Source organism: Actinorhabdospora filicis (assembly GCF_030269765.1).
Classification (GTDB): domain Bacteria; phylum Actinomycetota; class Actinomycetes; order Mycobacteriales; family Micromonosporaceae; genus Actinorhabdospora; species Actinorhabdospora filicis.
Window position 1 is genome coordinate 1,324,230 of sequence record NZ_BSTX01000001.1, and the last position, 25,717, is coordinate 1,349,946.

Annotated in this window: 22 protein-coding genes; 10 read left to right on the forward strand and 12 right to left on the reverse strand. The window is 72.3% G+C overall.

Annotated features, from left to right (window positions below; translation table 11 throughout):
- Window positions 1–74: 74 nt before the first annotated feature.
- Entirely contained in the window at window positions 75–1,274 is a 1,200-nt protein-coding gene (locus tag QSK10_RS06075) for a Cmx/CmrA family chloramphenicol efflux MFS transporter (RefSeq protein WP_285661602.1), read from the forward strand.
- A 97-nt stretch (window positions 1,275–1,371) separates the two neighbouring features.
- Window positions 1,372–1,947 (forward strand): hypothetical protein, encoded by a 576-nt coding sequence (locus QSK10_RS06080; RefSeq protein WP_285661603.1) that lies wholly within the window; start codon window positions 1,372–1,374, stop codon window positions 1,945–1,947.
- Window positions 1,948–1,955: 8 nt separating this feature from the next.
- Here the strand turns inward: QSK10_RS06080 and msrA are convergent, their stop codons facing one another.
- On the reverse strand, window positions 1,956–2,606 hold the full coding sequence (gene msrA / locus QSK10_RS06085; RefSeq protein ID WP_285661604.1) for a peptide-methionine (S)-S-oxide reductase MsrA: 651 nt from the start codon (window positions 2,604–2,606) through the stop codon (window positions 1,956–1,958).
- Between the two features lie 111 nt (window positions 2,607–2,717).
- Between msrA and QSK10_RS06090 the strand changes: the two genes are divergently transcribed.
- Window positions 2,718–3,860, forward strand: a complete 1,143-nt coding sequence (locus tag QSK10_RS06090) for a cystathionine gamma-synthase (RefSeq protein WP_285661605.1) — start codon at window positions 2,718–2,720, stop codon at window positions 3,858–3,860.
- Window positions 3,861–3,870: 10 nt separating this feature from the next.
- On the forward strand, window positions 3,871–5,232 hold the full coding sequence (locus tag QSK10_RS06095; RefSeq protein WP_285661606.1) for an amidase: 1,362 nt from the start codon (window positions 3,871–3,873) through the stop codon (window positions 5,230–5,232).
- 6 nt (window positions 5,233–5,238) lie between these two features.
- On the opposite strand, the gene QSK10_RS06100 is transcribed toward QSK10_RS06095, so the two are convergent.
- From QSK10_RS06100 to QSK10_RS06110, 3 genes are all read right to left on the reverse strand, one after another.
- Window positions 5,239–5,736: a DUF2269 family protein gene (locus tag QSK10_RS06100; RefSeq protein ID WP_285661607.1), complete on the reverse strand. Its 498-nt coding sequence runs from the start codon at window positions 5,734–5,736 to the stop codon at window positions 5,239–5,241.
- A 105-nt stretch (window positions 5,737–5,841) separates the two neighbouring features.
- Window positions 5,842–6,339, reverse strand: a complete 498-nt coding sequence (gene greA / locus QSK10_RS06105; RefSeq protein ID WP_285661608.1) for a transcription elongation factor GreA — start codon at window positions 6,337–6,339, stop codon at window positions 5,842–5,844.
- A gap of 89 nt (window positions 6,340–6,428) precedes the next feature.
- Window positions 6,429–6,776 carry a DUF4307 domain-containing protein gene (locus QSK10_RS06110; RefSeq protein WP_432705294.1) on the reverse strand — a complete coding sequence of 116 codons (348 nt, stop codon included), beginning with the start codon at window positions 6,774–6,776 and terminating at the stop codon, window positions 6,429–6,431.
- Between the two features lie 302 nt (window positions 6,777–7,078).
- Between QSK10_RS06110 and mca the strand changes: the two genes are divergently transcribed.
- From mca to QSK10_RS06135, 5 genes are all read left to right on the forward strand, one after another.
- Window positions 7,079–7,951: a mycothiol conjugate amidase Mca gene (gene mca, locus QSK10_RS06115; protein WP_285662929.1), complete on the forward strand. Its 873-nt coding sequence runs from the start codon at window positions 7,079–7,081 to the stop codon at window positions 7,949–7,951.
- Window positions 7,952–8,702: 751 nt separating this feature from the next.
- Entirely contained in the window at window positions 8,703–9,293 is a 591-nt protein-coding gene (locus QSK10_RS06120; protein WP_285661610.1) for an FtsB family cell division protein, read from the forward strand.
- Window positions 9,290–9,790: a DUF501 domain-containing protein gene (locus tag QSK10_RS06125; protein ID WP_285661611.1), complete on the forward strand. Its 501-nt coding sequence runs from the start codon at window positions 9,290–9,292 to the stop codon at window positions 9,788–9,790. Before QSK10_RS06120 ends, QSK10_RS06125 begins: the two co-directional genes overlap by 4 nt.
- The gene (locus QSK10_RS06130) at window positions 9,787–10,701 is read left to right on the forward strand and encodes a Ppx/GppA phosphatase family protein (protein ID WP_285661612.1); all 915 of its coding nucleotides are present in this window, start codon (window positions 9,787–9,789) and stop codon (window positions 10,699–10,701) included. The genes QSK10_RS06125 and QSK10_RS06130 overlap by 4 nt, the downstream gene beginning before the upstream one ends.
- A gap of 26 nt (window positions 10,702–10,727) precedes the next feature.
- Window positions 10,728–13,514 carry an AfsR/SARP family transcriptional regulator gene (locus QSK10_RS06135; protein WP_285661613.1) on the forward strand — a complete coding sequence of 929 codons (2,787 nt, stop codon included), beginning with the start codon at window positions 10,728–10,730 and terminating at the stop codon, window positions 13,512–13,514.
- On the opposite strand, the gene QSK10_RS06140 is transcribed toward QSK10_RS06135, so the two are convergent.
- From QSK10_RS06140 to QSK10_RS06175, 8 genes are all read right to left on the reverse strand, one after another.
- Window positions 13,477–14,271 carry an AfsR/SARP family transcriptional regulator gene (locus QSK10_RS06140; RefSeq protein WP_285661614.1) on the reverse strand — a complete coding sequence of 265 codons (795 nt, stop codon included), beginning with the start codon at window positions 14,269–14,271 and terminating at the stop codon, window positions 13,477–13,479. The two genes, QSK10_RS06135 and QSK10_RS06140, sit on opposite strands and share 38 nt — an antisense overlap.
- 88 nt (window positions 14,272–14,359) lie before the next feature.
- Complete coding sequence (locus QSK10_RS06145; protein ID WP_285661615.1) at window positions 14,360–14,947, reverse strand: hypothetical protein; 588 nt, start codon at window positions 14,945–14,947, stop codon at window positions 14,360–14,362.
- Window positions 14,948–15,376 (reverse strand): hypothetical protein, encoded by a 429-nt coding sequence (locus QSK10_RS06150; protein WP_285661616.1) that lies wholly within the window; start codon window positions 15,374–15,376, stop codon window positions 14,948–14,950. It lies immediately after the preceding gene.
- Window positions 15,377–15,378: 2 nt separating this feature from the next.
- On the reverse strand, window positions 15,379–16,764 hold the full coding sequence (locus tag QSK10_RS06155; RefSeq protein ID WP_285661617.1) for an RICIN domain-containing protein: 1,386 nt from the start codon (window positions 16,762–16,764) through the stop codon (window positions 15,379–15,381).
- Entirely contained in the window at window positions 16,761–17,285 is a 525-nt protein-coding gene (locus tag QSK10_RS06160) for a hypothetical protein (RefSeq protein WP_285661618.1), read from the reverse strand. The genes QSK10_RS06155 and QSK10_RS06160 overlap by 4 nt, the downstream gene beginning before the upstream one ends.
- Complete coding sequence (locus QSK10_RS06165; protein ID WP_285661619.1) at window positions 17,276–20,260, reverse strand: DUF8616 domain-containing protein; 2,985 nt, start codon at window positions 20,258–20,260, stop codon at window positions 17,276–17,278. Before QSK10_RS06165 ends, QSK10_RS06160 begins: the two co-directional genes overlap by 10 nt.
- Window positions 20,261–20,265: 5 nt before the next feature.
- The gene (locus QSK10_RS06170; RefSeq protein ID WP_285661620.1) at window positions 20,266–24,450 is read right to left on the reverse strand and encodes an FtsK/SpoIIIE domain-containing protein; all 4,185 of its coding nucleotides are present in this window, start codon (window positions 24,448–24,450) and stop codon (window positions 20,266–20,268) included.
- Window positions 24,450–24,743, reverse strand: a complete 294-nt coding sequence (locus QSK10_RS06175; protein WP_285661621.1) for a WXG100 family type VII secretion target — start codon at window positions 24,741–24,743, stop codon at window positions 24,450–24,452. The genes QSK10_RS06170 and QSK10_RS06175 overlap by 1 nt, the downstream gene beginning before the upstream one ends.
- Before the next feature lie 139 nt (window positions 24,744–24,882).
- On the opposite strand from QSK10_RS06175, the gene QSK10_RS06180 reads away from it, so the two are divergent.
- Window positions 24,883–25,686 (forward strand): M23 family metallopeptidase, encoded by an 804-nt coding sequence (locus QSK10_RS06180; protein WP_285661622.1) that lies wholly within the window; start codon window positions 24,883–24,885, stop codon window positions 25,684–25,686.
- The last annotated feature ends 31 nt before the right edge of the window (window positions 25,687–25,717 follow it).

The window sequence follows — 25,717 nt, forward strand, 5'->3', positions numbered from 1 at the left end:
CATCGAAGGTCCCGAGCGCGTTTTCACCCCTCATTTTGGAGTGCTCACTCCAAAACCTGTCACCTGGAGTACCGATGCCTCTCGCCGTCTACCTGCTGGGCCTGGCCGTGTTCGCCATGGGCACCTCGGAGTTCATGCTCGCCGGGATCCTGCCGGGCATCGCCGAGGACCTGTCGGTCTCGGTGCCCGACGCCGGTCTGCTCATCTCCGCCTTCGCCATCGGCATGCTCGTCGGCGCCCCCGCCCTCGCGCTGGCCACCATCCGCCTGCCCCGCCGGGCCGCACTGACCGGCTTCCTCGCCGTGTTCGCCGCCGCGCACGTCCTCGGCGCGCTCGTCACGTCCTACCCCCTCCTGTTCGCCACCCGCGCGATCGCCGCCCTCTCCGCGGCCGGGCTGGTCGCCGTCGCCACGGTCGCGGCGATGGCCATGGTCGAGGAGCGCCTGCGCCCCCGGGCCGTCGCCGTGGTCGTGGGCGGCCTGACGATCGCCAACATCGCCGGTGTCCCCCTCGGCACCCTCATCGGCCAGCACCTCGGCTGGCGCGCGGCCTTCTGGGCGGTGGCCGCGCTGTCCGTGCTGGCCCTGACCGGCGTCGCCGCCACCGTCCCCGGCGGCCGCGGCGCGGGCGTCCCCTCGATGCGCGCCGAACTCCGCGCGATGGCCTCCCCCCGCCTGTGGCTGACCTACGGCACCACCGCGCTCGCCTCGGGCGCGGTGATCATCACCTTCGGCTACCTGTCGGGCCTGCTCACCGACGTGACCGGCGTACCCGCCGCCTGGGTCCCGGCCGTCCTCGCCGTCTTCGGCCTCGGCGCCTTCATCGGCATCACCACCGGCGGCCGCACCGCGAGCGCACACCCCCGCGCGACTCCCCTGGCGGGCGGCGCGGTGATCGTCCTCGCCTCCCTCGCCCTGGCCACCGGCGCCGCCCACACCTGGGCCGTCGTCCCCGCGGTCTTCGCCCTCGGCGTGGGCGGCTTCCTCATCAGCCCGCCCCTGAACGTCCGCGCCTACGCCCTGGCCGGCGAGGCCCGCACCCTCGCCGGCGGCACCGTCATCGCCGCCTACAACCTCGGCAACACCGCCGCCCCCTGGCTGGGCGGCCTGCTACTGACCGCCGGACTCGGCCACCCCTCCACCGCCTGGGCCGGAGCCGCCCTGGCCGGGCTGTCGCTGCTGGGAATGGCGGCGGGATTCGCCCTCGACGGGCGCGTGGCGACGATGGGGGATGCCGAGCGCGTCCGGGCCTTGAGCGGCCGGCCCGTGGTGTAGTGGTCAGCTCGCCGACCATCGACTCGGGAGGAAGTATGACGTCCCTTTTCTGCGCGAAGGCCGGGTCTCGCAGCGCGCCCGGGACTGGGGGCTCGCGATGCGTTCGGCCGTTCCAATCATCTCGGGCCTGGTCTGCAGCGGTGCCCTCGCGGCCTCCGTCATGCGCTCGGTACCCGAGGCGGTCACACAACTCGCCGCTACCGGCACCTTCCTCGGCGCGACCGTGCTGACGATCATCCCACTGTTCGCCTTCGAACGTGCCCACACGCCCAGGCCGCTCATGGAGATCGCCGCACGTATGGCCGCGACCATGGGCGAGCTGAGCCGTGAGCTGCACCGCCCGACCGCCGATGTCGATCCGGTTCACCGGCCGGACCGACAACTCAGGTATCCGGCCGGTGCCTTCGACGCCGCCCGGCGGCAGGACATCCCGGCAGTGGGCGAGCAGTCGTCACGGTCGGCGCGAATCTATGCAGGCGCCGCCCGCGACGTTCGCGACCTCGCCGACGCGATGCTCCTCCATGACGAGGCCGCCCGCCTCAACGCTCTCACGGAGCTCCGGCGCATGGCCGACGTTCTCGCGACCGGATCGATCGGCGGCCTCGCCGAACCCGGCGAGGCCGTCACGGAGAACGCGAAGGACGGCCGCCCGCGTCGGTGGGCGCGGCCCTGAGCCCCCCCTCACTCCGCCTTCGCCACCCCCACCGGGCAGCTCATCCCGTTCGGCCCGATGTTGCAGTAGCCGCCGGGGTTCTTGTCCAGGTACTGCTGGTGGTACTCCTCGGCGAAGTAGTACTCCCCCAGCGGGGCGATCTCGGTGGTGATCGGCCCGAAGCCGGCCGCCTTGACCACCGGTTCGAAGGCGTCCTTCGAGGCGAGGGCGGCTTTGAGTTGCGCGTCGGTGGTGGTCAGGATCGCCGAGCGGTACTGGGTGCCGATGTCGTTGCCCTGGCGCATGCCCTGGGTGGGGTCGTGGTTCTCCCAGAAGGTCTTCAGGAGGGTCTCGTAGCCCACCTCGGCGGGCTGGTAGACGACCTGGACGACCTCGGTGTGGCCGGTGTAGCCGGTGCAGACCTCTTCGTAGGTCGGGTTCGGCGAGTAGCCGGCGGCGTAGCCGACGGAGGTGGAGTAGACGCCGGGCAGGCGCCAGAAGATGCGCTCGGCGCCCCAGAAGCAGCCCATGCCGAACACGGCGATCTCGGTGTCGGCGGGCCAGGGGCCGGTGAGGGGGGTGCCCAGGACGGTGTGACGCGCGGGGACCGGCATCGCCTCGGGGCGGCCGGGGAGGGCGACGTCGGGGGTGACCATCTCGATCTTGCGACGCAGGAACATGCCCCAATTCTCGCTCGCCGCAACGGCGTCCGCGCGTGATGTAAGAGACTCGCAAGGCTCAAACGGGTGGGACGGCGTGTGATCGGGCGCGCGGTGAGCGAGACTCTTCCAATGACCGAAGGCTTCTCCACACGAGCGATTCACGCCGGACAGCCCGCCGACCCGGTGACGGGCGCGGTCGTCACGCCGATCTACGCGACCTCCACCTATCTGCAGGACGCCGTCGGGCAGATGCGGAACGGGTACGAGTACAGCCGGACGAAGAACCCGACGCGCCTGGCGCTCGAAGAGTGCCTGGCCGCCCTCGAAGAGGGCACGCACGGCTTCGCGTTCGCCTCCGGCCTGGCCGCCGAGGACACGCTGCTGCGCGCGATCTGCTCCCCCGGCGACCACGTCGTCATCCCGAACGACGCCTACGGCGGCACCTACCGCCTGTTCGCGAAGGTCGCCAGCCGCTGGGGCCTGAACTACACCCCCGCCGCGATCAGCGACGTGGACGCGGTGCGCGCCGCCGTCACCGACAAGACCACGGTCATCTGGGTCGAGACGCCCACCAACCCGCTGCTGAACATCGCCGACATCGAGGCGCTCGGCGTCCTCGCCCGCGAGATCGGCGCGAAGCTGGTCGTGGACAACACCTTCGCGTCCCCGTACCTCCAGCGGCCCCTGACGCTGGGCGCCGACGTCATCGTGCACTCCACCACCAAGTACGTGGGCGGGCACTCCGACGTGGTCGGCGGCGCGCTCATCGTCAAGGACGAGGAGATGGCCGCCGAGCTGGGGTTCCACCAGAACTCCATGGGCGCCGTGGCGTCCCCGTTCGACGCGTGGCTGACCCTGCGCGGCATCAAGACCCTCGCGGTGCGCATGGAACGCCACTGCGACAACGCCGAACGAGTCGTCGAATGGCTCGCCGGACGCAACGACATCAGCGAGATCCGCTACCCCGGACTCACCGAACACCCCGGCCACAAGGTCGCCGCCGCCCAGATGCGCCGCTTCGGCGGCATGATCTCGGTCCGGCTGCGCGGTGGCGAGCAGTCCGCCATCGACGTCTGCAACCGCACTAAACTGTTCACGCTCGGGGAGTCGCTGGGCGGCGTCGAATCGCTCATCGAACACCCCGGCCGGATGACGCACGCGTCAACCGAGGGCTCTCCGCTGGAGGTGCCCGGCGACCTGCTCCGCCTGTCGGTGGGCATCGAGGACGCCGAGGACCTGCTGGCGGACCTGTCCCAGGCCTTCGGCGACTAAGAGGAGACACGTGAGCTGGGCAGCGACGACCGCGCGCCAGATCTCTCGCGCGGTACGGCGTGGCGACGCCACCGCCGGATCCGTCGTGGACCAGCACCTGCGCCACGCCGCGACCGTCCAGAGTGGACGGCGCGGCGATCCCTACGCGGAACTGCGGACGCTCGGCGCGCTCGCCGAGGCCGCCGCCGTGGACGACCTGGCGGACCTCGGCAGCCTCGCGCTGGCCGGGGTCCCCGTCGCGGTGGGCGAACTGCTCCCGGTGGCGGGGGTGGCCGCCCGCCACGGCAGCGCCGCCTACACCGGGCCCGTCGCCGATCAGGACCACGAGGCGGTGCGGCGGCTGCGGGGCGCGGGCGCCGTCATCGCCGGGATCACCCGGACCACCGAGCTGGGCCTGTGGTCCACATCGGACGGCCCGCGCAATCCGTGGCGCGACGACCGGGGCGTGGGCGGCGCGGAGAACGGCGCGGCCGCGGCCGTCGCCTACGGCACGGTCCCCATCGCGATCGGCGTGGACGCCCTGGGCGGCGTGCGGATCCCGGCCGCCGCGTCGGGGATCGTGGGCTTCAAACCGGGCCGGGGCGTCGTCCCGGCCCTGAGCGGGACCGCCGACTGGTTCGGCCTGGCCGCGCCCGGCATCCTGGCGACCACCGTCGGGGACGCCGCGGCGGCCTTCGGCGTCCTGGCCGGCCACAGCGTCCGCCCGGGCGGCGAGCTGTTCGAGCCGGTGGCACCCTCGCGGCTGCGCATCGCGGTCACCGCGTCCCCGCCGCTGGCCGGAAGGCACGGCGACCGGCCGGAGTGGGACGCGCTGCGCTCGATCATCAAGCTGCTGACCGCCGCCGGGCACGACGCGCACAAGGCGTCCTTCGCGCTGCCGCCGCACGCGCACGGCGCGATCTTCTCGGCGTGGACGGCCACGGCCTACCTGTCGTCGCTGCGGCTGGACAAGGGCCGCCTGGAGCGCCGGACGCGCCGCCACGTGTCCATCGGGCAGCGCGTCTACCTGAACGGCCTGCTCGGCGCGGTCGACAACTGGCGCCGACGCGCTTCGGAATGGTTCGGGCAGGAGTCCTTCGACGTCCTGATCACCCCGGTCCTGCCGGGCCCGGCGCCGGTCGCCGAGGAGTGGTCGGCGCGTTCGTGGCGCTCGAACCTGGCGGCCTCGACGCGGCTGACCACGTTCACCTCGGCGTGGAACCTGACCGGACTGCCCGCACTGGTCCTGCCCACCGGGACGCGCGGCGACGGGCTGCCCTCGGCGGTGCAGCTGGTGGGCCCCCCGGACTCCGAGGAGACGCTGCTGGACCTGGGCGCGCAGCTGGGTTCGGCGCTGAACCTGCGCCGCTACGCCCCCTGGGTTCTGCCCTAGGCGGCGTTAGTTCCCGAAGGGCTTGAAGGCCATCATGATCGCCGCGACCGCGTAGAGCGCGACGGTCAGCCCGGCCAGCGCGAGCAGGCGTCCGCGCTGCTGGTCGACCAGGGCCGTGGCGACGGCGGCCCGCTCCGGGTCGTTGGGGGTGTCGGGGACCTCCGGGGACGCCGAGACGGCCTCCTCCACGTGCTTGGCCGCCCGCGACAGCACGCCCGGGAGCACCAGGACGTCCAGGAGCACCGCGATGACGTAGACGGTCGCCGCGATCGTCACCCACGGCGTCCCGAAGCGGTAGGTCGTGCTCTGCCCGAGCGCGAGCAGCCCGCTCCCGGCGATGAGCAGCGTGAGCAGCCCGAACTGGAGGGTGCGCTTACCGGCCCGGCGGATCCGCTCGGGGTCGCGCGCGACCAGCCCGGTCACCGCCATGAACGGGACGAACGCCGCCGGCCCGGTCAGCAGGACCGCGAACAGGACGTGCAGGGTGACCACGAACCGGTACATACGGTGATCGTATGCCCACGGGGCCCCAAAAAGCGCCGGGGACGCCAAAGAGAACCGGCCGGGTCATCGCGACCCGGCCGGTTCCGCGAAGGTTCGTGGACGGCCTCAGCCGCCGTACTGCCCGATCTCGATGACCTTCACCTTGATCTCGGCGCCGGAGGGCACCTGGTAGGTGACGACGTCGCCGGTCTTGGCGCCGAGGATGGCCACGCCCAGCGCCGATTCGGGGCTGTAGACGGTGAGGTCGGTGGTGGGCGCGATCTCGCGCGAGCCCAGGAGGAAGGTCTCGGTGTCGTCGGGGTCCTCGTCGAACGCGATCGTCACCACGTTCCCGACCGACACCTGGGAGGCGTCGGGAGCCTCACCGACGTGGGCGGTGCGGAGGAACTCCTGGAGGTACCGGATGCGGCCCTCCATCTTCCCCTGCTCCTCCTTGGCGGCGTGGTAGCCGCCGTTCTCCTTAAGGTCGCCCTCTTCACGGCGGGCGTTGATCTCGGCCGCCATTTCCGGTCGCCTGGCGATCAGCTCGTCCAGCTCGCCCTGGAGCCGGTCGTGGGCCTCCTGCGAGAGCCAGGTGCCCGCTTTTTCGTTACTGATGGACACGACCCTTTTCCTCCGGGATTGGTTGGGTTAAATGACTAAGTTACCAGCGTGGGGTGAGTTCGCGCCTCCCCCGAATACGGAGTTTGTCGCTACCGCTTCGCGGGGTAGCAGCGCTGGACCTCGCCGGTCACCGGCCGGTCTCCGCTGGTGGAGAGCGTGTACGTCATCGTGACGGTCTCGCCGTCCGATGGAACGGACACCTCGGCGCGGCCCACTTCGGCCCCGTCCCGGGACCTGGCGCGCACCTGACATAGGGCGGACTCCCCGTCGGGCTTGGTGACCGAGAAGGTGATGTCCACCGACGCGTCATGCGTCTCATAGGAGATGATCTGTCCCGCGTAGTCGGTGTCGCCGTACTGCTGGTACAGCTTCACCGAGATCGCCAGCCCGCCCAGGACGGCCACCACGGCCGCGATGACGACGAGCGGACGGGACATGCCACGACGTCCCTCTCGCCGCCGCCCATAACGACCGCGCGGGAAACGCACCGGTGTGGTGCGGGTCTCGCTCATGGTCGCTCCTGAGTGTCGTACGCGTCGGGAAGAATCGATTATGCCTGCCGCCGGGCCGAACGGCCCACCCCCGGTCCGAATCGTACGCACATGTCCCATCGATACCGACGGTGACAACGCCCCGGCGCAGAATTACGCCCCGGTTTCCGGGCATGAACGGCGGCGCGGTCCTGTTGGGGATCTACGTACGTCCCGGCCAACACTGACGAATTGATCAAGGAGACATGGTGTCCGAACAGCTGCGCCTCATGGCCGTCCACGCCCACCCCGACGACGAGTCGAGCAAGGGCGCGGCGACCATGGCCCGTTACGTCAAGGAGGGCGTGGACGTCCTGGTGGTCACCTGCACCGGCGGCGAGCGCGGCAGCGTCCTGAACCCGAAGATGGACCGCCCGGAAGTCTTGGAGAACATCACCGAGATCCGCGCCAAGGAGATGGACCGCGCCCGCGAGATCCTCGGCGTCCGCCAGGAGTGGCTCGGTTTCGTCGACTCCGGCCTCCCCGAGGGCTGGCTGCCCGACTCGGGAGTGGAACTCCCCGAGGACTGCTTCTACCTGGTCCCCCTGGAGCAGGCCGCCGCCCCCTTGGTCAAGTCCATCCGCGAACAGCGCCCCCACGTGGTCCTGACCTACGACGAAGACGGCGGCTACCCCCACCCCGACCACATCAAGACCCACGAGATCACCATGGAGGCCGTCAAAGCCGCCGCCGACCCCACCCGCTACCCCGAACTCGGCGAAGCCTGGCAGGTGGACAAGCTCTACTACCACATGAGCTTCGGCCGCCAGCGCGTCATGGCCCTCCACGAAGCCATGCTCGCCGCCGGACTCGAATCCCCCTACGCCGCCTGGCTCGACGAACGCGACTGGAGCCGCGACAAGGGCACCCGCGTCACGACCAAGGTCGAATGCGCGGAATTCTTCCCCACCCGCGACGACGCCCTGCGCGCCCACGCCACCCAGGTCGACCCCGACGGCTTCTGGTTCGCCATCCCCCAGGAGATCCAGCAGAACGTCTGGCCCACCGAGGACTACGAACTGGTGGAGTCGACCGTGGAGACGGCGAAGCCGGAGGACGACCTGTTCGCAGGGCTGCGGTAGCGGGCGAGAACTGAATGACGACGACTTCCCCGGAGCGGAGACGGCTCCGGGTGGGGAGTTGAGGGCGCGCGGCACAAGCCGCGCGCCCTCGTCACATGTGGAGGCGGAAGATCTGAGCCGGGCATGGTGACTGGCTGGCAACGGGGTCAAAACCCGGGCAAGGACAAAAGCTCGTTGTTTTAGAGCCGGGCACAGTGACTGGCTGGCTACGGGGTCAAGACCCGGGCAACAGACGGAGCTTGTTGTTTTAGAGCCGGACCGAGACGGCCTGTAAGACGCAAGACAACACGGGCCCGGGACCAGATCTGCGGGGGCTGTCTCGGGATAGGAGAGGTGGATCCTCCGTCGGTCGGCCAGACGTGGTTTCAGAACGCAGGTTCTGGGGGTGTCAAGACACGCCCTTCCGTCTTGACACCCCCAGGTTCTGCGTTCAGCGTCGTACCAGCCGGCCAGAGGAGGAGACGCCTCCCGAGAGAGGTCCGGCGTCCAGGGGCCGCACCCCTGGTCGGGTCCTAGGGCTGAAAGCCCTGACCAGACGGCGACCGTGTCATAGCGCCGATGTGGCGAATAGAGGGCGGTCGATCCGTGGGGTGGGGCGAGAAGCGCGGGGAGACGCGCTCGGGCTGAGGGCGACGGGAGAGGTGCCGCAACGGGGGGTGTGGCAGCGAGGCTCGCGACGGCTGCGGCCAGGGCTGGGGACCCACCCCCACAACTCCCACCCCCCACCCCTCCCCCTTGATACCGTCACCCCGTGCCTCCAACCCGCCGCCGCCCCTCCGGCCCCTCCCCCCGCCCGGGAGCCCCGAAACCCGCCAAACCCGCCAAGCCCACCAAGGCCGCCAAACCCACCGCCGGCCCCAAAAAACCCAAACCCCGCGGCACCCGCCCCGACCGCGCCCCCGGCACCCGCCGCAAGACCGACCCCACCCCCAAGCCCGTCCAGCGCATCAAACCCCCTCGTCCCCGCCGCATGTCCGCGCGGACGGCGATCCTCGCCCTCGTCCTCTCGGCTCTCGCCCTGGCCTACGCCTACCCCGTCCGCACCTACTTCGCGCAGCGCTCCGACATCGAGGCCCTGGAGGCCGCGCAGCAGTCGCAGCGGGAGCGCATCTCGGCGCTGGAGACCGAGCGCGCGAAGTGGAACGACGACGCCTACGTGATCACGCAGGCGCGGATCCATCTGCTGCTGGTGCGTCCGGGTGAGAAGCCGCTGATCATCATCGACGACCCGGCGGGGGCGGCGAAGGACTCAGGTCACCCTCTGGACCAGCCCGTGGAGGAGCCCGGTACCTGGTACGAGAAACTGTGGGGCAGCGTCGACGGAGCGGACAAGGCAGGATGACTTTCAGCGAGACCGATCGTGAGGCCGTGAAGCAGCAGCTCGGCCGCGAGCCCAGGGACGTCCACGACGTCGCCCATCGTTGCCCGTGCGGCAATCCGGACGTGGTGACGACCCCGCCGAGGCTCTCCGACGGGACGCCGTTCCCGACGACCTACTACCTCACGTGCCCGAAGGCGGCCGGTGCGGTGGGCGGCCTGGAGGCGGCGGGGGTCATGAAGGGGATGCAGGAGCGTCTCGCCGAGGACCCCGAACTCAAGCGGCAGTACGAACGCGCCCACGAGGACTACCTGGAGCGCCGCAGGGCCTTGGGTGAGGTCCCCGAGATCGACGGCATCTCCGCCGGTGGCATGCCCGATCGCGTCAAGTGCCTGCACGTCCACCTCGGCCATTCGCTGGCGGTGGGACGCGGCGTCAACCCGTTCGGTGACGAGACCCGCGATCTGGTGGGCGAGTGGTGGGCCAACGGCCCGTGCGTACGGGAAGCCGACGAGGCATGAGAGTCGCCGGGATCGACTGCGGTACCAACTCCATCCGGCTGCTGGTCGCCGACATCGACGGCGGGCGGATGTCGGAGCTGGTGCGGCGCATGGAGATCGTCCGCCTCGGTGAGGGCGTGGACCGCACCGGCCGCCTGTCGGAGGCCGCGCTGGAGCGCACCCGCAAGGCGCTGGCCGACTACGCCGCGCAGATCGAGGGCCTGGGCGCCGAGCGCGTCCGGATGGTCGCCACCAGCGCCAGCCGGGACGCGGAGAACTCCGCCGACTTCACCGCGATGGTCACCCGCACCCTCGGTGTGGCCCCGGAGGTGATCTCTGGTGACGAGGAGGCCGCGCTGTCCTTCGGCGGGGCCGTGCGCGGCCTGCCCGCGGATGTGGCGAGCCCGTTCCTGGTCGTCGACATCGGCGGCGGCTCGACCGAGTTCGTGCGCGGCTCGCAGGCGGTGGAGGCGGCGCGCTCGATGGACATCGGCTGCGTCCGGATGACCGAGCGGCATCTCAAGTCCGATCCGCCGACGCCGGAGCAGATCGCGGCCGCCGAGGCCGACATCACCGCCGTCGTCGACACCGCACTGTCCACCGTGGACCCCGAGCGGCGGGCGAGGACCCTCGTGGGCCTGGCCGGTTCGGTGACGACGGTGACCGCGCTGGCCCTGGGGCTCACCGAGTACATCTCGGAGCGCATCCACCACACGCGCGTGTCCTACACCGACGTCGCCCGCATCACCGGCGAGCTGCTGGCCCTGACCCGCGCCGAGCGCCTCGCGTTCGGCGTCATGCACCCGGGCCGCGCCGACGTGATCGGCGCGGGCGCGATGATCCTGCGGATCATCATGGAGCGTTCGGGTGCCGAGAGCGTGATCGCCTCCGAGCACGACATCCTCGACGGCATCGCCTGGAGCCTCACCTGATCCGTCGCTACACCCTCCTCGGTCCCGTGACGGCCGAAGGGGTCTCGCTGGGTTCGGCGCGCGAGCGGCTGGTGCTGGCCGCGCTGCTGCTGGCCGCCGGGCGCCCGGTGACCGCCGACCGGCTCATCGACCACGTGTGGGGCGCCGAACCGCCCGCGACGGCGCTGGCCACCTTGCGGTCGTACCTGTCGCGGCTGCGCTCGGCGCTGGGCAAGGACGCCGTCGTCCGCCACGGCGACGCCTACGCGGTGCCCGGCGCGGCCACCGACCTCGCCGCGTTCACCGCGCTGTCCGCCGAGGCCTCCGGCACCCCCGCCGCCGCGCGCGAGCGCCTGCGCGAGGCCCTCGCGCTGTGGCCCGGCGAGGCCCTGGTGGGCCTGCCCGGCCGGTGGGCGGAGGGCGAGCGCGCGCGGCTGGCGGAGCTGCGCCTGTCGGTCCTGGAGCGCCGCCTGGCGCTGGACCTGGATCTGGGCGACCATTCGGCGGCGCTGCCGGAACTGCTGGCGCTGCGGGCCGGGCATCGCTACCGGGAGTCGGTGGCGGCGCTGCTGATGCGGGCCTTGTACGCCGACGGCAGGCGCGCCGACGCGCTGGCGGTCTTCGGCGACATCGCCGGTGAGCTGTCGGGCGAGCTGGGCCTGGACGTGGGGCCGGAGCTGTTCGAGTTGCAGCGCCGGGTCCTGCGCGACGATCCGCGCCTGCTGCCGGCCCGGGACCGGCCGGCGCAGCTGCCCGCCGACACCGCCGACTACACCGGGCGGGACGCGGTGGTGGCGCGGCTGGCGGCGGCGCTGGGGGAGCCGGGCGCGGTCGCGGCGGTCTCGGGCGTCCCCGGTGTCGGCAAGACCGCCTTGGCGGTGCACGTCGCGCACGGCCTGCGGGAGCGTTTCCCCGACGGGCAGCTCTATGTGGACCTGCGCGGCGCGAGCGCCGAACCGGCCGACCCGGCGAAGGTGCTGGGCGCGTTCCTGCGGGCGCTGGGCCGGTCCGACGCGGCGATCCCGGACGACCCCGAGGCGCGCGCGGCGGCCTTCCGCTCCGACCTGGACGGGCGGCGGGTCCTGCTGCTGCTGGACAACGCGGCGAACGTGGCGCAGGTGCGCCCGCTGCTGCCGGGTTCACCGGGCAACGCCGTCGTGGTGACCTCGCGGACGCGCCTGGCTGGTCTGGCCGGGACGCACCTGGACCTGGGCGTGCTGACCCTCGACGAGTCGGCGGATCTGCTCGCGCGGATCTGCCCGCGCGTGGCCGAGGAGCCGGAGGCGGCCAGCGAGCTGATCGCCGCGTGCGGGCGGCTGCCGCTGGCGGTGCGGATCGCCGCCGCGCGGCTGGCGGCGCGGCCGGGCTGGTCGGTGCGGCACCTGCTGACGCGCCTGGCCGACGAGCGCCGCCGGCTGAGTGAGCTGGCGGTGGGCGACCTGGACGTGGGCGCGTCGATCGCGTTGTCCTACGGGCAGCTGGACGCCGCGCACGCCACGGCGTTCCGGTTGCTGTCGCTGCCGGCGATGCCGGACCTGACCATCGAGGAGGCCGCGGCCGTCCTGGGCGTCGATGTGTACGAGGCCGAGGACCACGCCGAGCACCTGGTCGACCTGAACCTGCTGTCCTCGCCGGTGCCGGGCCGTTACCGCTTCCACGACCTGCTGCGCCTGTTCGGGCGCCGCTGCGCCGGGGACGGCGAGCGCCGCGAGGCGCTGCACCGGCTGGCGCGGTTCCACCTGTCGAGCTCGATCAACGCCTGGCGGGCCTGCGATCCCGGTTCGCACTACCTGGACGGCATCGAGGGCCCGGGTGTGCCGGGGCTGGAGTTCCGGGACTGGCGGGAGGCGAGCGCGTGGCAGAGCGAGGAGCCGGGCCGGTTCCTGGCCGCGCTGTCCTGTTTCGCCGATGTCGCCGAGTCGGCCGCGGAGCTGCACACGGCGGTGACGTTGCTGCGGGTGTCGTCGTATTCGATCTTCACGCGGATGCACGGTCCGACGTGGGCGCGCACCGCCGAGGCGGTCCGGGTGACGGCGCGGAAGTGGGGGCACACCGAAGCCGAGGCGCAGGCTCTGTACTGCGTGTCGCTGGCGGTGCCGCGCGCGGGGAACATCGAGGACGCGCTGGTGCCGGCGCGGCGGGCGCGTGAGCTGGCCGCGAGTCCGCTGCTGCGGGCCGACGCGCTGCGGCTGGAGGCGGCGCACTACTGGGTGCACGAGCGTTACGAGGAGGCCGCGCCGCTTCAGCGGGCGGCCGCCGAGGAGCATCTGGCGCTCGGGTACCGGATGTGGGCGGCGGCCACGATGACCGAGCTGGCGCGGAATCTCTCGGTGCGGGGGCAGCACCGGGTGGCGGTGCGGGAGGCGGTCCGGGGCCTGCGGATCGCGCTGGCCGAGCCGGGTCTGGATTCGCGCGTGAACGCCCTCTACTACGTGGGGGTGGTCTTCTTCAACGCGGGACGCGTGCGCGTGGCGATCGCCTGCTATGAGGAGGCCCTGCGCCTCTCGCGCAAGTTCAACCGGGAGCCGCTGTGGGAGTCGTTCCCGTGGTACCGGCTGGCCGAGGCGCGGCTGACCCTGGGCGAGCTGGACGAGGCGGTGACCTGCGGCGAGCACGCCCTGACGATCGCGGTCCATTCGATGGACCCGACGCCGCTGATGGTGTCGCTGACGATGCTGGGCCGCATCCACCTCGCGCGAGGCGAGGTGGAGCGGGCCAGGGCGTATCTGACGCGGGCGGTGGGCACGCCGCGGTCGCGTCAGGTCGTCCCCGAGGCGGAGCCGCTGCTCGCCTCGATCAGCGAGCCGCCGCCAGCCTCCGCCGGATCGGGATGACCGGCGCGAGGCCGGGCGCCTCGGCGCGCAGGACGCCCAGGTAGGCCTCCCGCAGGGCCGCGCCCGGGTCGAGTCCGTAGTCGTCGGCCAGGCGGCGGGTCAGGCGGTGGTAGACGTCGACGGCTTCGGCCTGGCGTCCGGCGGCGGCCAGGGCGCGCATGAAGGTCGCGTGCAGGCTCTCGCGGACGGGGTGGGCGGCGGTCAGGTCGAGCAGTTCGGCGATCGCGGCGCCGGGACGCCCGCAGGCCACGTCGAGCGCCAGGCGCTCCTCGCGGACGGCGAGGGCGCGCTCGGCCCACTGGATCTGCTGGCGGGCCGCGAAGGGACCGGGCAGGCCGGTGAGGGCCAGTCCGCGGTGCATGGACTCCGCCTCCCGCAGCAGCTGGGCGGCCACGCAGGTTTCGGTCGCGGCCGAGGCGGCCTCGCGCAGGCGGCGGTGCTCGCGGACGTCCACGGTCGACCCGGGCGGGAGGATCAGGGCGTATCCCCCGGCCCAGGTGAACTCCGCGCCGGTGGGCGACAGCGCGGTCCGCAGACGCGAGATGTAGGCGCGGACGGAGTGGCGCGCGCGGGGCGGCGCGTCATCACCCCAGACGCCTTCGATGATCTCGTCCACGGTCAGGACGCGGGCGTCGGCCCACACGAGCATGGCCAGCAGCGCGAGCTGGCGCGGCCCCCCGAGCGGCAGCGGCGTCCCCTGGTATTCGACCTGGACCGGACCGAGCAGCCGTACGTGCGGGACCGGTGCGATGGACATGTGTTGCGTTCCTCCCCTTGGATGACGGTTGACGGCCGCCATCCTGCCCGGGCGCGTTTGACGATTTGTTGCACCGAAGATCAATCCGCTATTCGAGGAAGACCAGGGTCCCGGTGACCGCGTCGAACAGCTCATGGAGCTGCGGAACCAGGCTCATGTTGGGGCTGGCGCACATGATCGCCACGACGCGCTCACCGCCGGGCGCGGGCACGAGGGTGTGGGTGACGGCGCAGCGGATCTGCGCCCCGGCGCCGGGCAGGTCGAGGTCGTCGACGCCGGTGAGGCGCGCGGCCGGTCCCGCCGGCAGGTCGACGGGACCGATGCGCGCCCACGGCCCGCCGGGCCGCTCCGGCTCGGGACGGCCCAGGCTCGCCAGGAGGCCCGCGAGGCTCAGGTCGGCGCCCTCGGGCGGTTTGACGACCGCGCCGGTGACGATCGCCTGGATGGCGCCGCCGTCGGCGAAATCGAACATCCCGGCGGCGAAGACCGCGCCGAGCGCCTGCGACTCCCGGGCGGCCTTGCGCAGCTGCCGGGTGATCTTCTCCACGTGCGGGCGCGGCAGCGACCGGCCGACGGAGGCCTCCACCGAGCGGCGCAAAACCGCGTCCCGGTTCGGGGAGGCCAGTTCGAGCAGCGTCCAGGAATCGGGGACGGAGAGCTGGAAGGACGGCAGCATCTAGATCTCCATCTTCGGGCGGGGACGCCCGGCGTCATTGGCGGGCAGCGGACGCTTCGGGTCGGGCAGGTCGGCCGAGGGCAGGTGCGGCTTGGGCGGTCCCGGGTACTTCTTGTCGAACTCGGCCTCGGTCATGGTGCCCTGCGCGACCCGCAGCCGGTCCCCGAACTGGTCATCGGCCTTGGTGAACTGCTCCACGGTGGCGTCGATGGCCTCCTTGAGGTTCTTGGCGGCCTTGTTGACCCGGACGTGGCCCTCGTAGTGCCGGTCGTGGAAGTTGAACAGGGCCTCGCTGAACGCGCCCCGCCCGCGCAGCTCGACGACCTTCTTGAAGCTCCAGAACTCGTTCTTGTCGAGCAGCTCGATGGCCCGGGTGAGCCGCGTCCGGATCTCCTTGAGGTCCTCGATGGGCACGCTGATGACGGTCACGGTCACTCCCCCCGGTAGCCGCGGTCGGCGACGGTGACCGGCAGCGCCAGGTCGAACACGCCGGTGTCGAGGGACCCGTCGGCGTCCAGCCGCCACCGCCAGGTCGCCTCCTCATCGGCGGGCAGCTCACCCGAGGGCACCAGCCACGCGCCCATCCGGTCGGCCAGCCGCGCGGCCACCGCCTGGTCGCCGTCGAGGGCGACCGGCGCGGGCATCGCCGCCGGGTTGACCCACACCCGCCCGGACGCGGTCGCGCCCAGCAGCGGCAGGCGCTCGCCGGTGGCCTCGGCCGTGGGCAGCTCGCCCAGCGGCGTCTCCCACGTGACGGCCTCCCGCGCGATCCACGGCGCGATCGGCTCGGGCGCGCCGACCAGGTGCAGCACGGCGGTCTCGCCGGTGATCTCCACGGCGCCCACCAGCTCGCGGACGTCGGCGGGCAGCGTCCCCAGCGCCAGCCGCGCGGTGGCGGGCGAGGCGCCGTCGTTCAGCACGTCGAGGGCGGCGCGGCGGGCGTCCTTCTGGTCCTGCCGCTCGCGGCCCTTGTCGCGGGCCTTGCCGAACACCCCGCCCAGGGCCAGGGGCCAGCGCCAGAACCGCCAGCGGACCAGCAGCACGATCAGCCCGGTGAGCAGCAGCAGCCCGGCGAGCGCGGCGCCGCTGATGGCGAGCATCTTGCCGTCGAGGGCGAAGCCCTTGGTGTCGGAGGCGGGTTGCGCGTCCAGTGAGGGCGCCTCGGAGTCGGCGTCCTTGTCCTCGGCCTTCTCCTCGGGCTTGGCCGGGTCACCACCGGCGGGCGCGCCGGGACCACCGGGAGCACCCGGTCCCCCGGGCGCGCCGGGGCCGCCGGGCTGGGCGCCGCCGTTGTCGCCGCCGCCGGGCTTGGGATCGTCCTTCTTGGGCGCGGCCTCGGTGTCCCACGTCCACACCTGCGTGCGCGGGTTGTCGCAGCCCTTCAGCTTGACCGGGTTGCCGTCGCCCATGTCGGTGAGGCAGTGGTCGAACTTGTAGTTGTGCATGTAGAAGGTGTTGTTGCCGGGCGATCCGTCCAGCCACCACCGCTGGTTGTCGTCGCCATTGGACGGCCACGCCAGGATCGAGGTCTTGTCGATGTTGTGGGTGTCGAGGTACCACCCGTCGATCGAGTAGGTCGTGATGTCCTTGCTGGTCTCGTGGCCGGTCCAGAACTGCGTCCACGAGTCGGTGAGCTTCGTGGTGATGATCGTCGTCCCGTTCTGCGGGTTCTCGGTGCTCAGCGCGAGCACCCGTCCCGAGGAGACGTTCTTGATGCGGGTCGAGAAGTCCGCCCGCGCCGGAGTCGGGGCGGCGACGGTCAGGGTCGCGGTGACGGCCAGGACGAGCACGGCGAGGGCCGTGACGAAACGCTTCACTTGCTGTCCTCAGGGGCGGTGTCGGTCTCGGGGACGATGGCGGCGATCTCGGAGGCGTAGGCGCGCAGGATGGTGACCGGGAGCTCGAAGGACGAGGCCCGGCCCGGGTCGAAGGCGAGCACGACGTCGTCGGGCAGCGCGGGCAGCGCCCGTCCCGGGATGAGCGTGTGTCCCTCCGGCGCGAAGGACTCGTGCGTGTGGACGGCCAGCAGCGCGACCCCGGCGTCCTCGACGACGGCGACCCGGTCGCCGTCCATCAACAGGTGGACGGGCGAGTGCAGGATCACCCCGTACAGGACCGCGCGGCTGACGTGCCCGGCGGCGAAGTCCTGGAGCGCGCCCTCCAGGGTGGACAGCGGCTCCGGCCAGCCCATCGCGCGCGGCGACGGGAGGTAGCCGGGGTTCGGGACGAACTCGCCGTCCGGGGTCTCGGGGAGGAGACCGGCGATGAGGTGATCGGGGGCGTCGGCGGGGTCGCCCTCGTGGGCGGGGTCGATGAGGAGGCGGTCGGTCAGTCCCATGAGCTCAGCAATGTGTCGAGGACCTTGCCGTTGAGGTAGTGGTCGACGGTCATCCCAGCGGCTCGTGACTCACGGCCGAGGTCGAAGAGGGTGTCGTAGATCTTGGCGCCGCCGCCACCCATGAAGTGGATGTTCGAGACCGTCTTGACGACATCCCCGAACGGCATTTTCGGCTGGTCGCGCATGACCACGGCGATGTCGTTGAGCGCGGTCTCCAGCGGGACCCCCATGGTCCTGATCTCGGTGGCGAACTTGGAGACCAGCTCGTCCGGAATGCCGACCCGGGCGTTCGCCGCAGCGATGTCGTACATCTCTTCAGCCCGTTTCAGTGCCGGGCCTTCGTAGGTCTTGATGATCTTCTCGGCGTCGAAGGCCTCCCCGAAGTACTTGGGAGTGATCTCGGCGAGCTTGTTCGTCTCGAAGGTCCGCCACGCGCCCGGGACGGTGGCGGCGTGATCCATGGCGCCCATCGGGATGTGGGTGCCGATGTAGGAGATGTTGTCGGGCGCGTAGACCTTCATGCCCAGCTTCTCCGCGAGCTTGTCGGCGAAGCCGCTGTAGATCTCACCGGTCTTGCAGGAGTTCAGAACCAGGGAGCCGCCCGCTTCCTTGATCTTGAGGAACTCGGGGTTCTTCATGAGCACCTCGGCGGTCTGGGAGGCGTCCAGGAAATGATCGGCCTTGCCGGTGACGCGCATGTTGTCGGCGCTGTAGGCGAAGTTCTTGATCTCACTGAACATGGGTTCGGCCTTCGTGCCGACGTTGACCACCCACTTGTCGGCGAGGTGGATCTTGATTCCGCCGATGTCGATCCCTTCGACGTTGGGGTAGGCCGTGCCCGGAACCATGTCCTCGGCCTTGGCCGTCACCGTGCTCGCGGGCATGTCCACGTTCTTCGGGATCGCCACGGTCTTGAGGTCGCCGTGCGCACTGAACATGAAGATCTCTTCATTCGCCCATGGCGCCTTGGTGTGGTTCGTCCAAGGACCGTTGTCGACGGGACGGCCGACCTTGCGGATGTCCATGTGACCCCACGCGTTGACGTCGCCCATCCACCTGTCACCCGGGAAGCGGGGAGTGCCGACCCATTCGGCGTCGTGCTTGAAGCCGTAACCGACCGTGCCGTCCTTGGTGGGCAGCTTGAAGGCCTCGATGTCGTCACCGAAGTTGACGCGCGTGCCAGGTGGGACGGAGGAAGGCCCGGGCACGTGCGGCGGGGGCTCGTAGTGCGGGAATTTCGGCACGGTCAGTTTGCCGGGCAGCTTGGAGTGAGCCATCTTCGGCAGGTCGGTTTCGAGGTCGTCCTCGGCGCGCCGCTTCCGGTTGAACGGGATCGCGTCCAGGTCGTCGGCGGCCCGTCCGGCGGGTGGCAGGTCGATGTCCATGTCATCGGCCGCACGACCGGGGCTGGGCGGGAGGTCGATGTCCATGTCATCGGCGGCCCGGCCCGGACTCGGAGGCAGATCGATGTCCATATCGTCGGCGGCCCGGCCCGGACTCGGAGGCAGATCGATGTCCATGTCATCCGCCGCACGCCCCGGACTCGGAGGCAGATCGATGTCCATATCGTCGGCGGCCCGGCCCGGACTCGGAGGCAGATCGATGTCCATATCGTCGGCGGCCCGGCCCGGACTCGGAGGCAGATCGATGTCCATGTCATCCGCCGCACGCCCCACGTTCGGCGGCTCGATGTGGATCGGCGTCGCTCCCGGGTAGTGCGACTGCGGACGCGCCTTGCTGCCGTCCGGCCGCTGCCACACGATGTCGTCGAAGTCCCCCGACTGCGGACGCGGTTTCACCTCCGGCTTCGCTGGAGCCGGCGTCGTGCTGTGCACCGGCGAGACCGGCCGCACGTCCACCTTCACCGTCTTCATCTGGAACACGTTGTCCAGCCCCTTGGTGATCAGCCCCTTGATCGCCGATCCGAGGTTCTTCGCCCCGGTCAGAGCCAGGTTCCCCAGGGTCTTGGCGAAGTTGGTGACCTTCGTGATCAGGGTGCCGATCTTCGCCGCCGCCGCGGCGTTGAACGCGGCGACCTTCGGCAGGGCCAGGAACTGCTTGATGCCGGGCAGTCCGGCGATGGTCTTCCCGGCCTTGACCCACACGAAACCGGGGACGAACGCGAGGGCCCCCAGGACGAGGGCGGCGATGTCCCAGTGGCCGGTGACGACGCCTTCCAGGATGACCGTGCCCATGTCGATCGCGGTGAGGGTGAGCGAGATGGCCAGGCCGATGGCGCCGAAGAAGGCGAGCCCGAAGGACAGGATCCCGATGACCCACTTGAACCAGGAGTTGTTCTTGATCCAGTCGACGATCTTCTCGCCGAGGCCGCGGTCGGGGACGCGGACCTCGGCGGCGGTGTTGAGGGCGGTGACGGCGGTCTTGACCGCGCCTTCGCGCAGGGCGCGGGCGTCGGCGGCGATCTGGCGGGCCATGTTCATCTTGCCCTCGACGCCGGCGACGGTGCGTTTGGCGGCCTCGAAGGCGTCCTTGGCGGCCAGGTAGTCGCGGTCGGTGGCGAGGTCCTTCTTGTCGTCGCGGGCGACTTCGGCGGCGAAGGACAGCGCGGCGCGGGCGTGGCCGAGGGCGCCGCCGGCGGTCTTCATCTCCGCCTCGGCCTCCAGGGCCATGGTCAGGGCGCGCTGGGCGTCGCCCTGGGCCTGTTCGAGGACGCCGGTGTACTTGTCGACGGCGTCACCGGCGGAGCGGAAGGCGGTGGTGAGCTTCCCGAGCCAGCCGGGCAGTTCGGCGACGCGGGAGCTGATCTGCTCCATGGTCTTGCCCGCGCCGCCCTTGCCGTACTGGTCGCCTTTGAGCATGGTGGCGATGGTTCCGGCGTGCTCGGTGTTGTCGGCGATCTCCTTGTACCGCGTGGCGTAGGTGCGGATGGTGGGCGGGTCCCCGGGGGCGGGGTCGCCGCCGACGAGGTCCCAGCCCCGGGCGTCGTCGGGCCCTTCCCAGCCTTTGCGTGCCATGAGTGTCAGTCCTCCCCGGTGGCCAGGGGCAGCGCGAGGCGGCGCGGCTCGGGCTCGCCGAGCGCGGCCAGCCCGCGGCCGGGCCGGATGGGCCCGCCGATGAGCTGCCGGTTGACGCGTCCGCCGATGAGTTCACCGGCGGTCAGGTCCTGCGGTGAGAGCAGGACGGCGGCGCGGTTGCGGCGGGCGTGCACCTGCCAGGCGGCGTAGCCGCCGGCGAGGTCGTCCACGGTGCCGCCCGCGATGAGGGCCCGCAGCCCGAGGTGGCGTCCGGCGGCGATGCCCTCCAGGAGGTCGTCGGCCTCCTGGCGGGGCAGCAGCTCGGCGTCGTCGGCGAGCACCACCAGCGGCCGCTGCGATTCCATGGCCCGTTCGAGGCGCGAGAACTGGGCGGCGATGTCGGTGACGCAGGCCAGGACGCCGGGCCGCCCGGCGAGGTCCCGCAGCGGTGAGGGCTTGGGCGCGATGACGGCGACGTCGATGCCGGACGCGCGCAGGTCGGCGGCCATCGCCAGCAGCGCGGTGCTGCGTCCCGACCGCGAGGGTCCGGCGACCAGCAGGGTCGGCACGGACGCCAGGTCGGCCCCGTAGGCGGTGAGCTCGTCGCCGCCGACGCCCACGAGCGTCCACAGGGGACCGGCGGTGGCGGGGCGCAGGACGCGCGCCTCGGCGACGGTGAGCCGCTCCGGGAGCGGGTCGAAGCGCATCGGCCGCGGTCCGCCGACGGTGGCGGGCACCGCGAGTTCCTTCAGCGCGGCGGCCTGCGCGGCGGCGTCGGCGCTGCCGGAGAGCACCGCCAGCTGCACCTCGGCGCCGTCGGAGGCGCGGATCGCGCGCCCGGCGGGCCAGCGTTTGGGCAGGTCGGCGGGCCGCAACCCGATCATGGTGACGTCGGAGCGGTCCTGGAGGCGCAGGATGAGCTTCTCCTGCGCCAGCGGCGCGTACCGCCCGGACAGCAGCTCCTGGTCACCGGCGGCGATGACGTGGACGCCGACGGCCGCGCCCTCGCGGAACAGGGCCATGACGCCGTCGAGGATCTCGCCGTTGCCCTCGGCGCCGATGGTGCGGGTGAACACCTCCCAGCGGTCCAGCAGCAGGAACGCGCGCGCGGGCCGGGTCTCCGGCGGCAGTTCGCCGACGGTGGGGACGCCGTGCGCGGCGCACAGCTCCTGCCGGTGGGCGACCTCGGTCCGCAGCCGCTCCACGAGGCGCGTGACGCGGTCGGGCTGGCCGCGGGTGACGACCGCGCCGGTGTGCGGCAGGTCGGCCAGCGCCAGCAGGGCGCCGTTGCCGCAGTCGATGCCGTACAGGTGCAGTTCGGCGCTGGTGTGCCCGGCGGCGAGGACGCCCGCGAGGGTGCGCAGGGCCTCCGAGCGGCCGGAGCGGGCCGAGCCGACGATGTGCAGGTGCTCCATCGTGGACGGGTCGACCACGAGGGGTTCCTGCCGCTGGCTCGCCGGCAGGTCCACCAAGCCCCACGCGCCGGGGGCGGACAGGTCGGCCAGCGGCAGCAGGTCCGGCAGCGGCGGCAGCCACGGCGTCCCGGGCGGGCCGGTGAGCGACTCGCGGGCGGCGGCGTTGATGGCGTCCACCAGCGCGGTCAGGTCGGTGACCTCGCCCTCGGGCGGGGTCTCGGGACGCGGCGGCGGACTGCCCACGGCCCGCCACGGCAGCACCGTCACCCGGGTCGGGGCGACGACGCCGCGCGCGCCCTCGGGGCGGCGGCCGGAGGCGCGGGCGATCTGCACGGGGATCAGCGGCGAGGACTGCCCGGCGCGGACGAAGGCCCGGCCGGGTGTGTGCAGGCCGATCCCGGCGGCGTCGCGGGCGTCGATGATGTCCTGCGACTCGCTGGAGTCGGTGACGCGCAGGGCGATGCGCAGGTTGGTGTTGGCGCGGATGTCGGCCGAGACCACCCCGGCGGGCCGCTGCGTGGCCAGGATCAGGTGCAGGCCCAGGGACCGGCCGCGCTGCGCCACGTTGACCAGGCCGGTGACGAAGTCGGGCAGCTCGCGCACCAGGGAGGCGAACTCGTCGATGACGATCACCAGGCGCGGCAGCGGCGGGCGGTTCGCCACGCGCTGGTAGTCCTCGATGTCGCGGGCCTCGTAGGCGGCGAACAGCCGTTCCCGCCGCAGCAGCTCGGCCTTCAGCGACGTCAGGGCGCGCTCGACCATGTGCGGGTCGAGGTCGGTGACCAGCCCGACGGTGTGCGGCAGGCGGACGCAGTCGGTGAAGGCGCTGCCGCCCTTGTAGTCGACCAGCAGGAAGTTCAGGGCCTCCGGCGAGTTGCCGGTGGCCAGGGACGCCACCAGCGTCTGCAGCAGCTCGGACTTGCCCGCGCCGGTGGTGCCCGCGATGAGGCCGTGCGGGCCGTCCTTGCGCAGGTCGAGGGTGAAGGGCGCGTCGAGGGACATGCCGACGACGGCCTCGGTGCCGCGCCCGGAGGCGCGCCAGCGCTGGAGCACGTCGGCGGCCTCGGGGTGCTCCATGCCCAGCAGGTCCAGCAGCCGCACCGACTCCGGCAGGGCCTCGCCCGCGCCGGGCGTCCCGTCCCGCAGCGGGCCCAGCGCCAGGCCGAGCCGCTCGGTCCAGTCGCGGCCGATCGCGTCGGGACGCACGCCCGTCAGGCGCTCCTCGCCGGGCAGCTGCACCGCGAGGGTCCCATCGCGCTGCTCGGTGACGATCGCGCGGCACTCCTCGGCGAGGAACTTCTCCTCGGCGGCCAGGCAGATCACGTGCACGTCGAGGGACGGGCCGTCCCGCAGGACCTGCACCAGGCCCGGCATGTGCCGCAGCCGCAGCGCGTCCTCGATGAGGACCACGATCGCGGGCCCGCCGGGGACGTGGCGGCGCATCTCGACGGTGGAGGCCAGCTCGGCGACGCGCCGGGCGATGCCGTCCAGGTCGGTGGCGACGGTGGCCAGGCCCTGCGCCTCGCCCTCCCCGTCGCGGGTGTGCGGGAGCCAGCGCAGCCAGCCCCACTCCTCCTCGTCGGCGCCCCGGGCGAGCAGGTAGACGCGCACGTCGGTCGGCGAGTGCCAGGCCGCGGCCTGTGCCAGCAGCCAGCGCGCGGTGTCGCGGGCGAGCCCGGTTCCGGCGATGCCGATGACGCCGTGCTCGGCGAGCGGCACGGTGACCGGGACGTCGGCGGCCAGCGGCGGGGCGGCGTCCTCGTCGTCGTGGTCGTCGATGGTGACGGCGGCGGGCCGGTCGGCGGTCCCGGCGCGCAGGCGCAGGAAGTCGTCGTCGCCGCGGCGGCGCTCCCACAGCCGCCGTCCCGGGCCCTCGGCGGTCAGCGCGGTGACGGCCGGGTCGGGCTGGGCGGCGCGGCGGTGGGCGCGCTCGGCGGCGACGGCCTCGTCGGCCTTGGCGCGCACGGCCGCGCGGGTCTCCTCGTACTCGGCGAGCTGGCGCTTGTAGGCGCCCTTGCCGCGTTTCCGGTTGGAGAAGTGCATGGCGATCGCGCTGATCGGGGAGAGCAGCGCGAACATCAGGTAGTAGTACTGCTTGAAGATCGCCACGCACGCGAAGGCCATCACCAGCGGCAGGACCAGCCCGACCACCAGCGGGAACGCCTGGCGCTCGCTGGGGGTGGGCTTGCGCGGGACGGACAGGCGCGTCGCGGCGACCGGGGTGACCATGCGCGGCGGGCGGTAGAAGTCGAGCCCGGCGCCGTCGGCGGAGGCCTGGAGGGCCCCGTCGGGACGGGTGACGGGGTGGGCCTCCAGGAGCATGTCGCCGAGGGCGAGCTGCGCGCCGGGCGGCCAGTCGCCGCCGGTGGTCTCCTCGCCGTCCAGCGGGACAGGGGTGGCGGAGGTGAACTCGCAGGCGCCGGTGCGGCGGACCGTCACCCGCAGCCCTTCGACGTCGTGGACGCCGGGGGCGAGGCGTACGACGCGCCCGGCGCCGGTCCCGGCGACGAAGCGGACCTCGGCGACGCCGCCGGACGGGGCTCGCCCGCCCGGCGCGAAGCCGACGACGGACGCGTCCCGCAGTGCCGACTGCCAGACGGAGGTCTGGGGGTCGAGGGGCACGCCGTCGAGGTGGAGCACGCCCGGGTCGCCTTCTCCCCGGCGCAGCACGGCGCTGATCTCGGCGGCCACCGCCGCGACGGTCGTGGTGGGGTCGGCCTCGACGAGCACGTCGGCGGCGTCCCCGGAGTCGATGACCCGAAGCTGGAGCCTCATTACTTCTTGAGCGCTCCGCCCAGGTCCGTGTCGAGCTTGGTGAACGCCTCGCCGACGGCCTTGAGGTAGTCGGAGATGCCCTCCAGGCCCGTGGAGACGCCGTTGGCGCTCTTGATGAAGCTCTCGCAGAACGGCCGGAACGACGTCTCGGAGTTCGGCGTCTTGTACCCGGAGGCGAGCAGGGTCTCGATCTTCGACTTGGCCGAGGCGATGTCGGAGGCGAGGGTCCCGGCGTGCCCGCGCAGCCAGGTGGCGGCGGAGGCCACGGCCTCCGGATCGACCTGCATGACCATGGATGGCTCCTTCCCAACGGTGAGGTGGGAAGCCTCGCGGGCGCGGGTCGGAAGGCGGTTGCAAACGGGTCGCCGTCACCGTTGGTGATGGATCGGCTACCGTAGCGATGATCTGGGGCCTGCACCATTTGAGGGGCTTGTGAACCACGAACGCTTCGTCGCGCGGCACCGGCGGACGCCCGCCTGGGAGCCGCACGCGTCCCGGGCGATGCTGCGCATCGGCACCGAGTGGGACTTCTGCGGCACCTACACCGGCCGCCGCCGGGCCGCCTCGACCGCGCAGGTCCAGTACGCGACGGTGGTCGCCGCCGCCGTGATCGGCGCGAGCGTGATCGCCCTCGCGGCGGGCAGCGTCCTGCCGGACGGCGGTGTCGTGCGTCCCGCAGCGGGTCCCCCGGCGGTGGTCGCGGTGGTGACGCAGGAGCCGCTGGTCGCCGTCCCCCGCGAGACCTCACAGGCGGCGACCCGCACGATGGACCGCAGTCCCCTCAAGGCGCAGGACGCCGAGGACTACTGGACGCCGCCGCTGCGCGAGTTCGACCTGACGTCCTTCTACGGGACCCGCTGGGGCGTCCTGCACGCCGGGATCGACCTGGCCGCGCCGACCGGGACCACCGTCCACGCCGCCCACCGGGGCGTGGTGAGCGAATCGGGCTGGGCGGGCACGTACGGGTACCTCGTGGTCGTCGACCACGGCGGTGGCGTGCAGACCTACTACGCGCACAACTCGGCGCTGATCGCCAAGGCCGGGGACAAGGTCGAGGCGGGCGACCCGATCTCGCGGGTCGGCAACACCGGCTACTCCTTCGGCCCGCACTGCCACTTCGAGGTGCACGTCAAGGGCGAGAAGGTCGACCCGATGCCGTACCTGAAGAAGCGCGGGCTGGACGTGGCGAAGGCGGCCAAGACGGTGGTTCAGGACGACTCGCTGGTGCCGGGCTGAGCCTCGCTCCCCCGTCCCGGACTCACCCGTT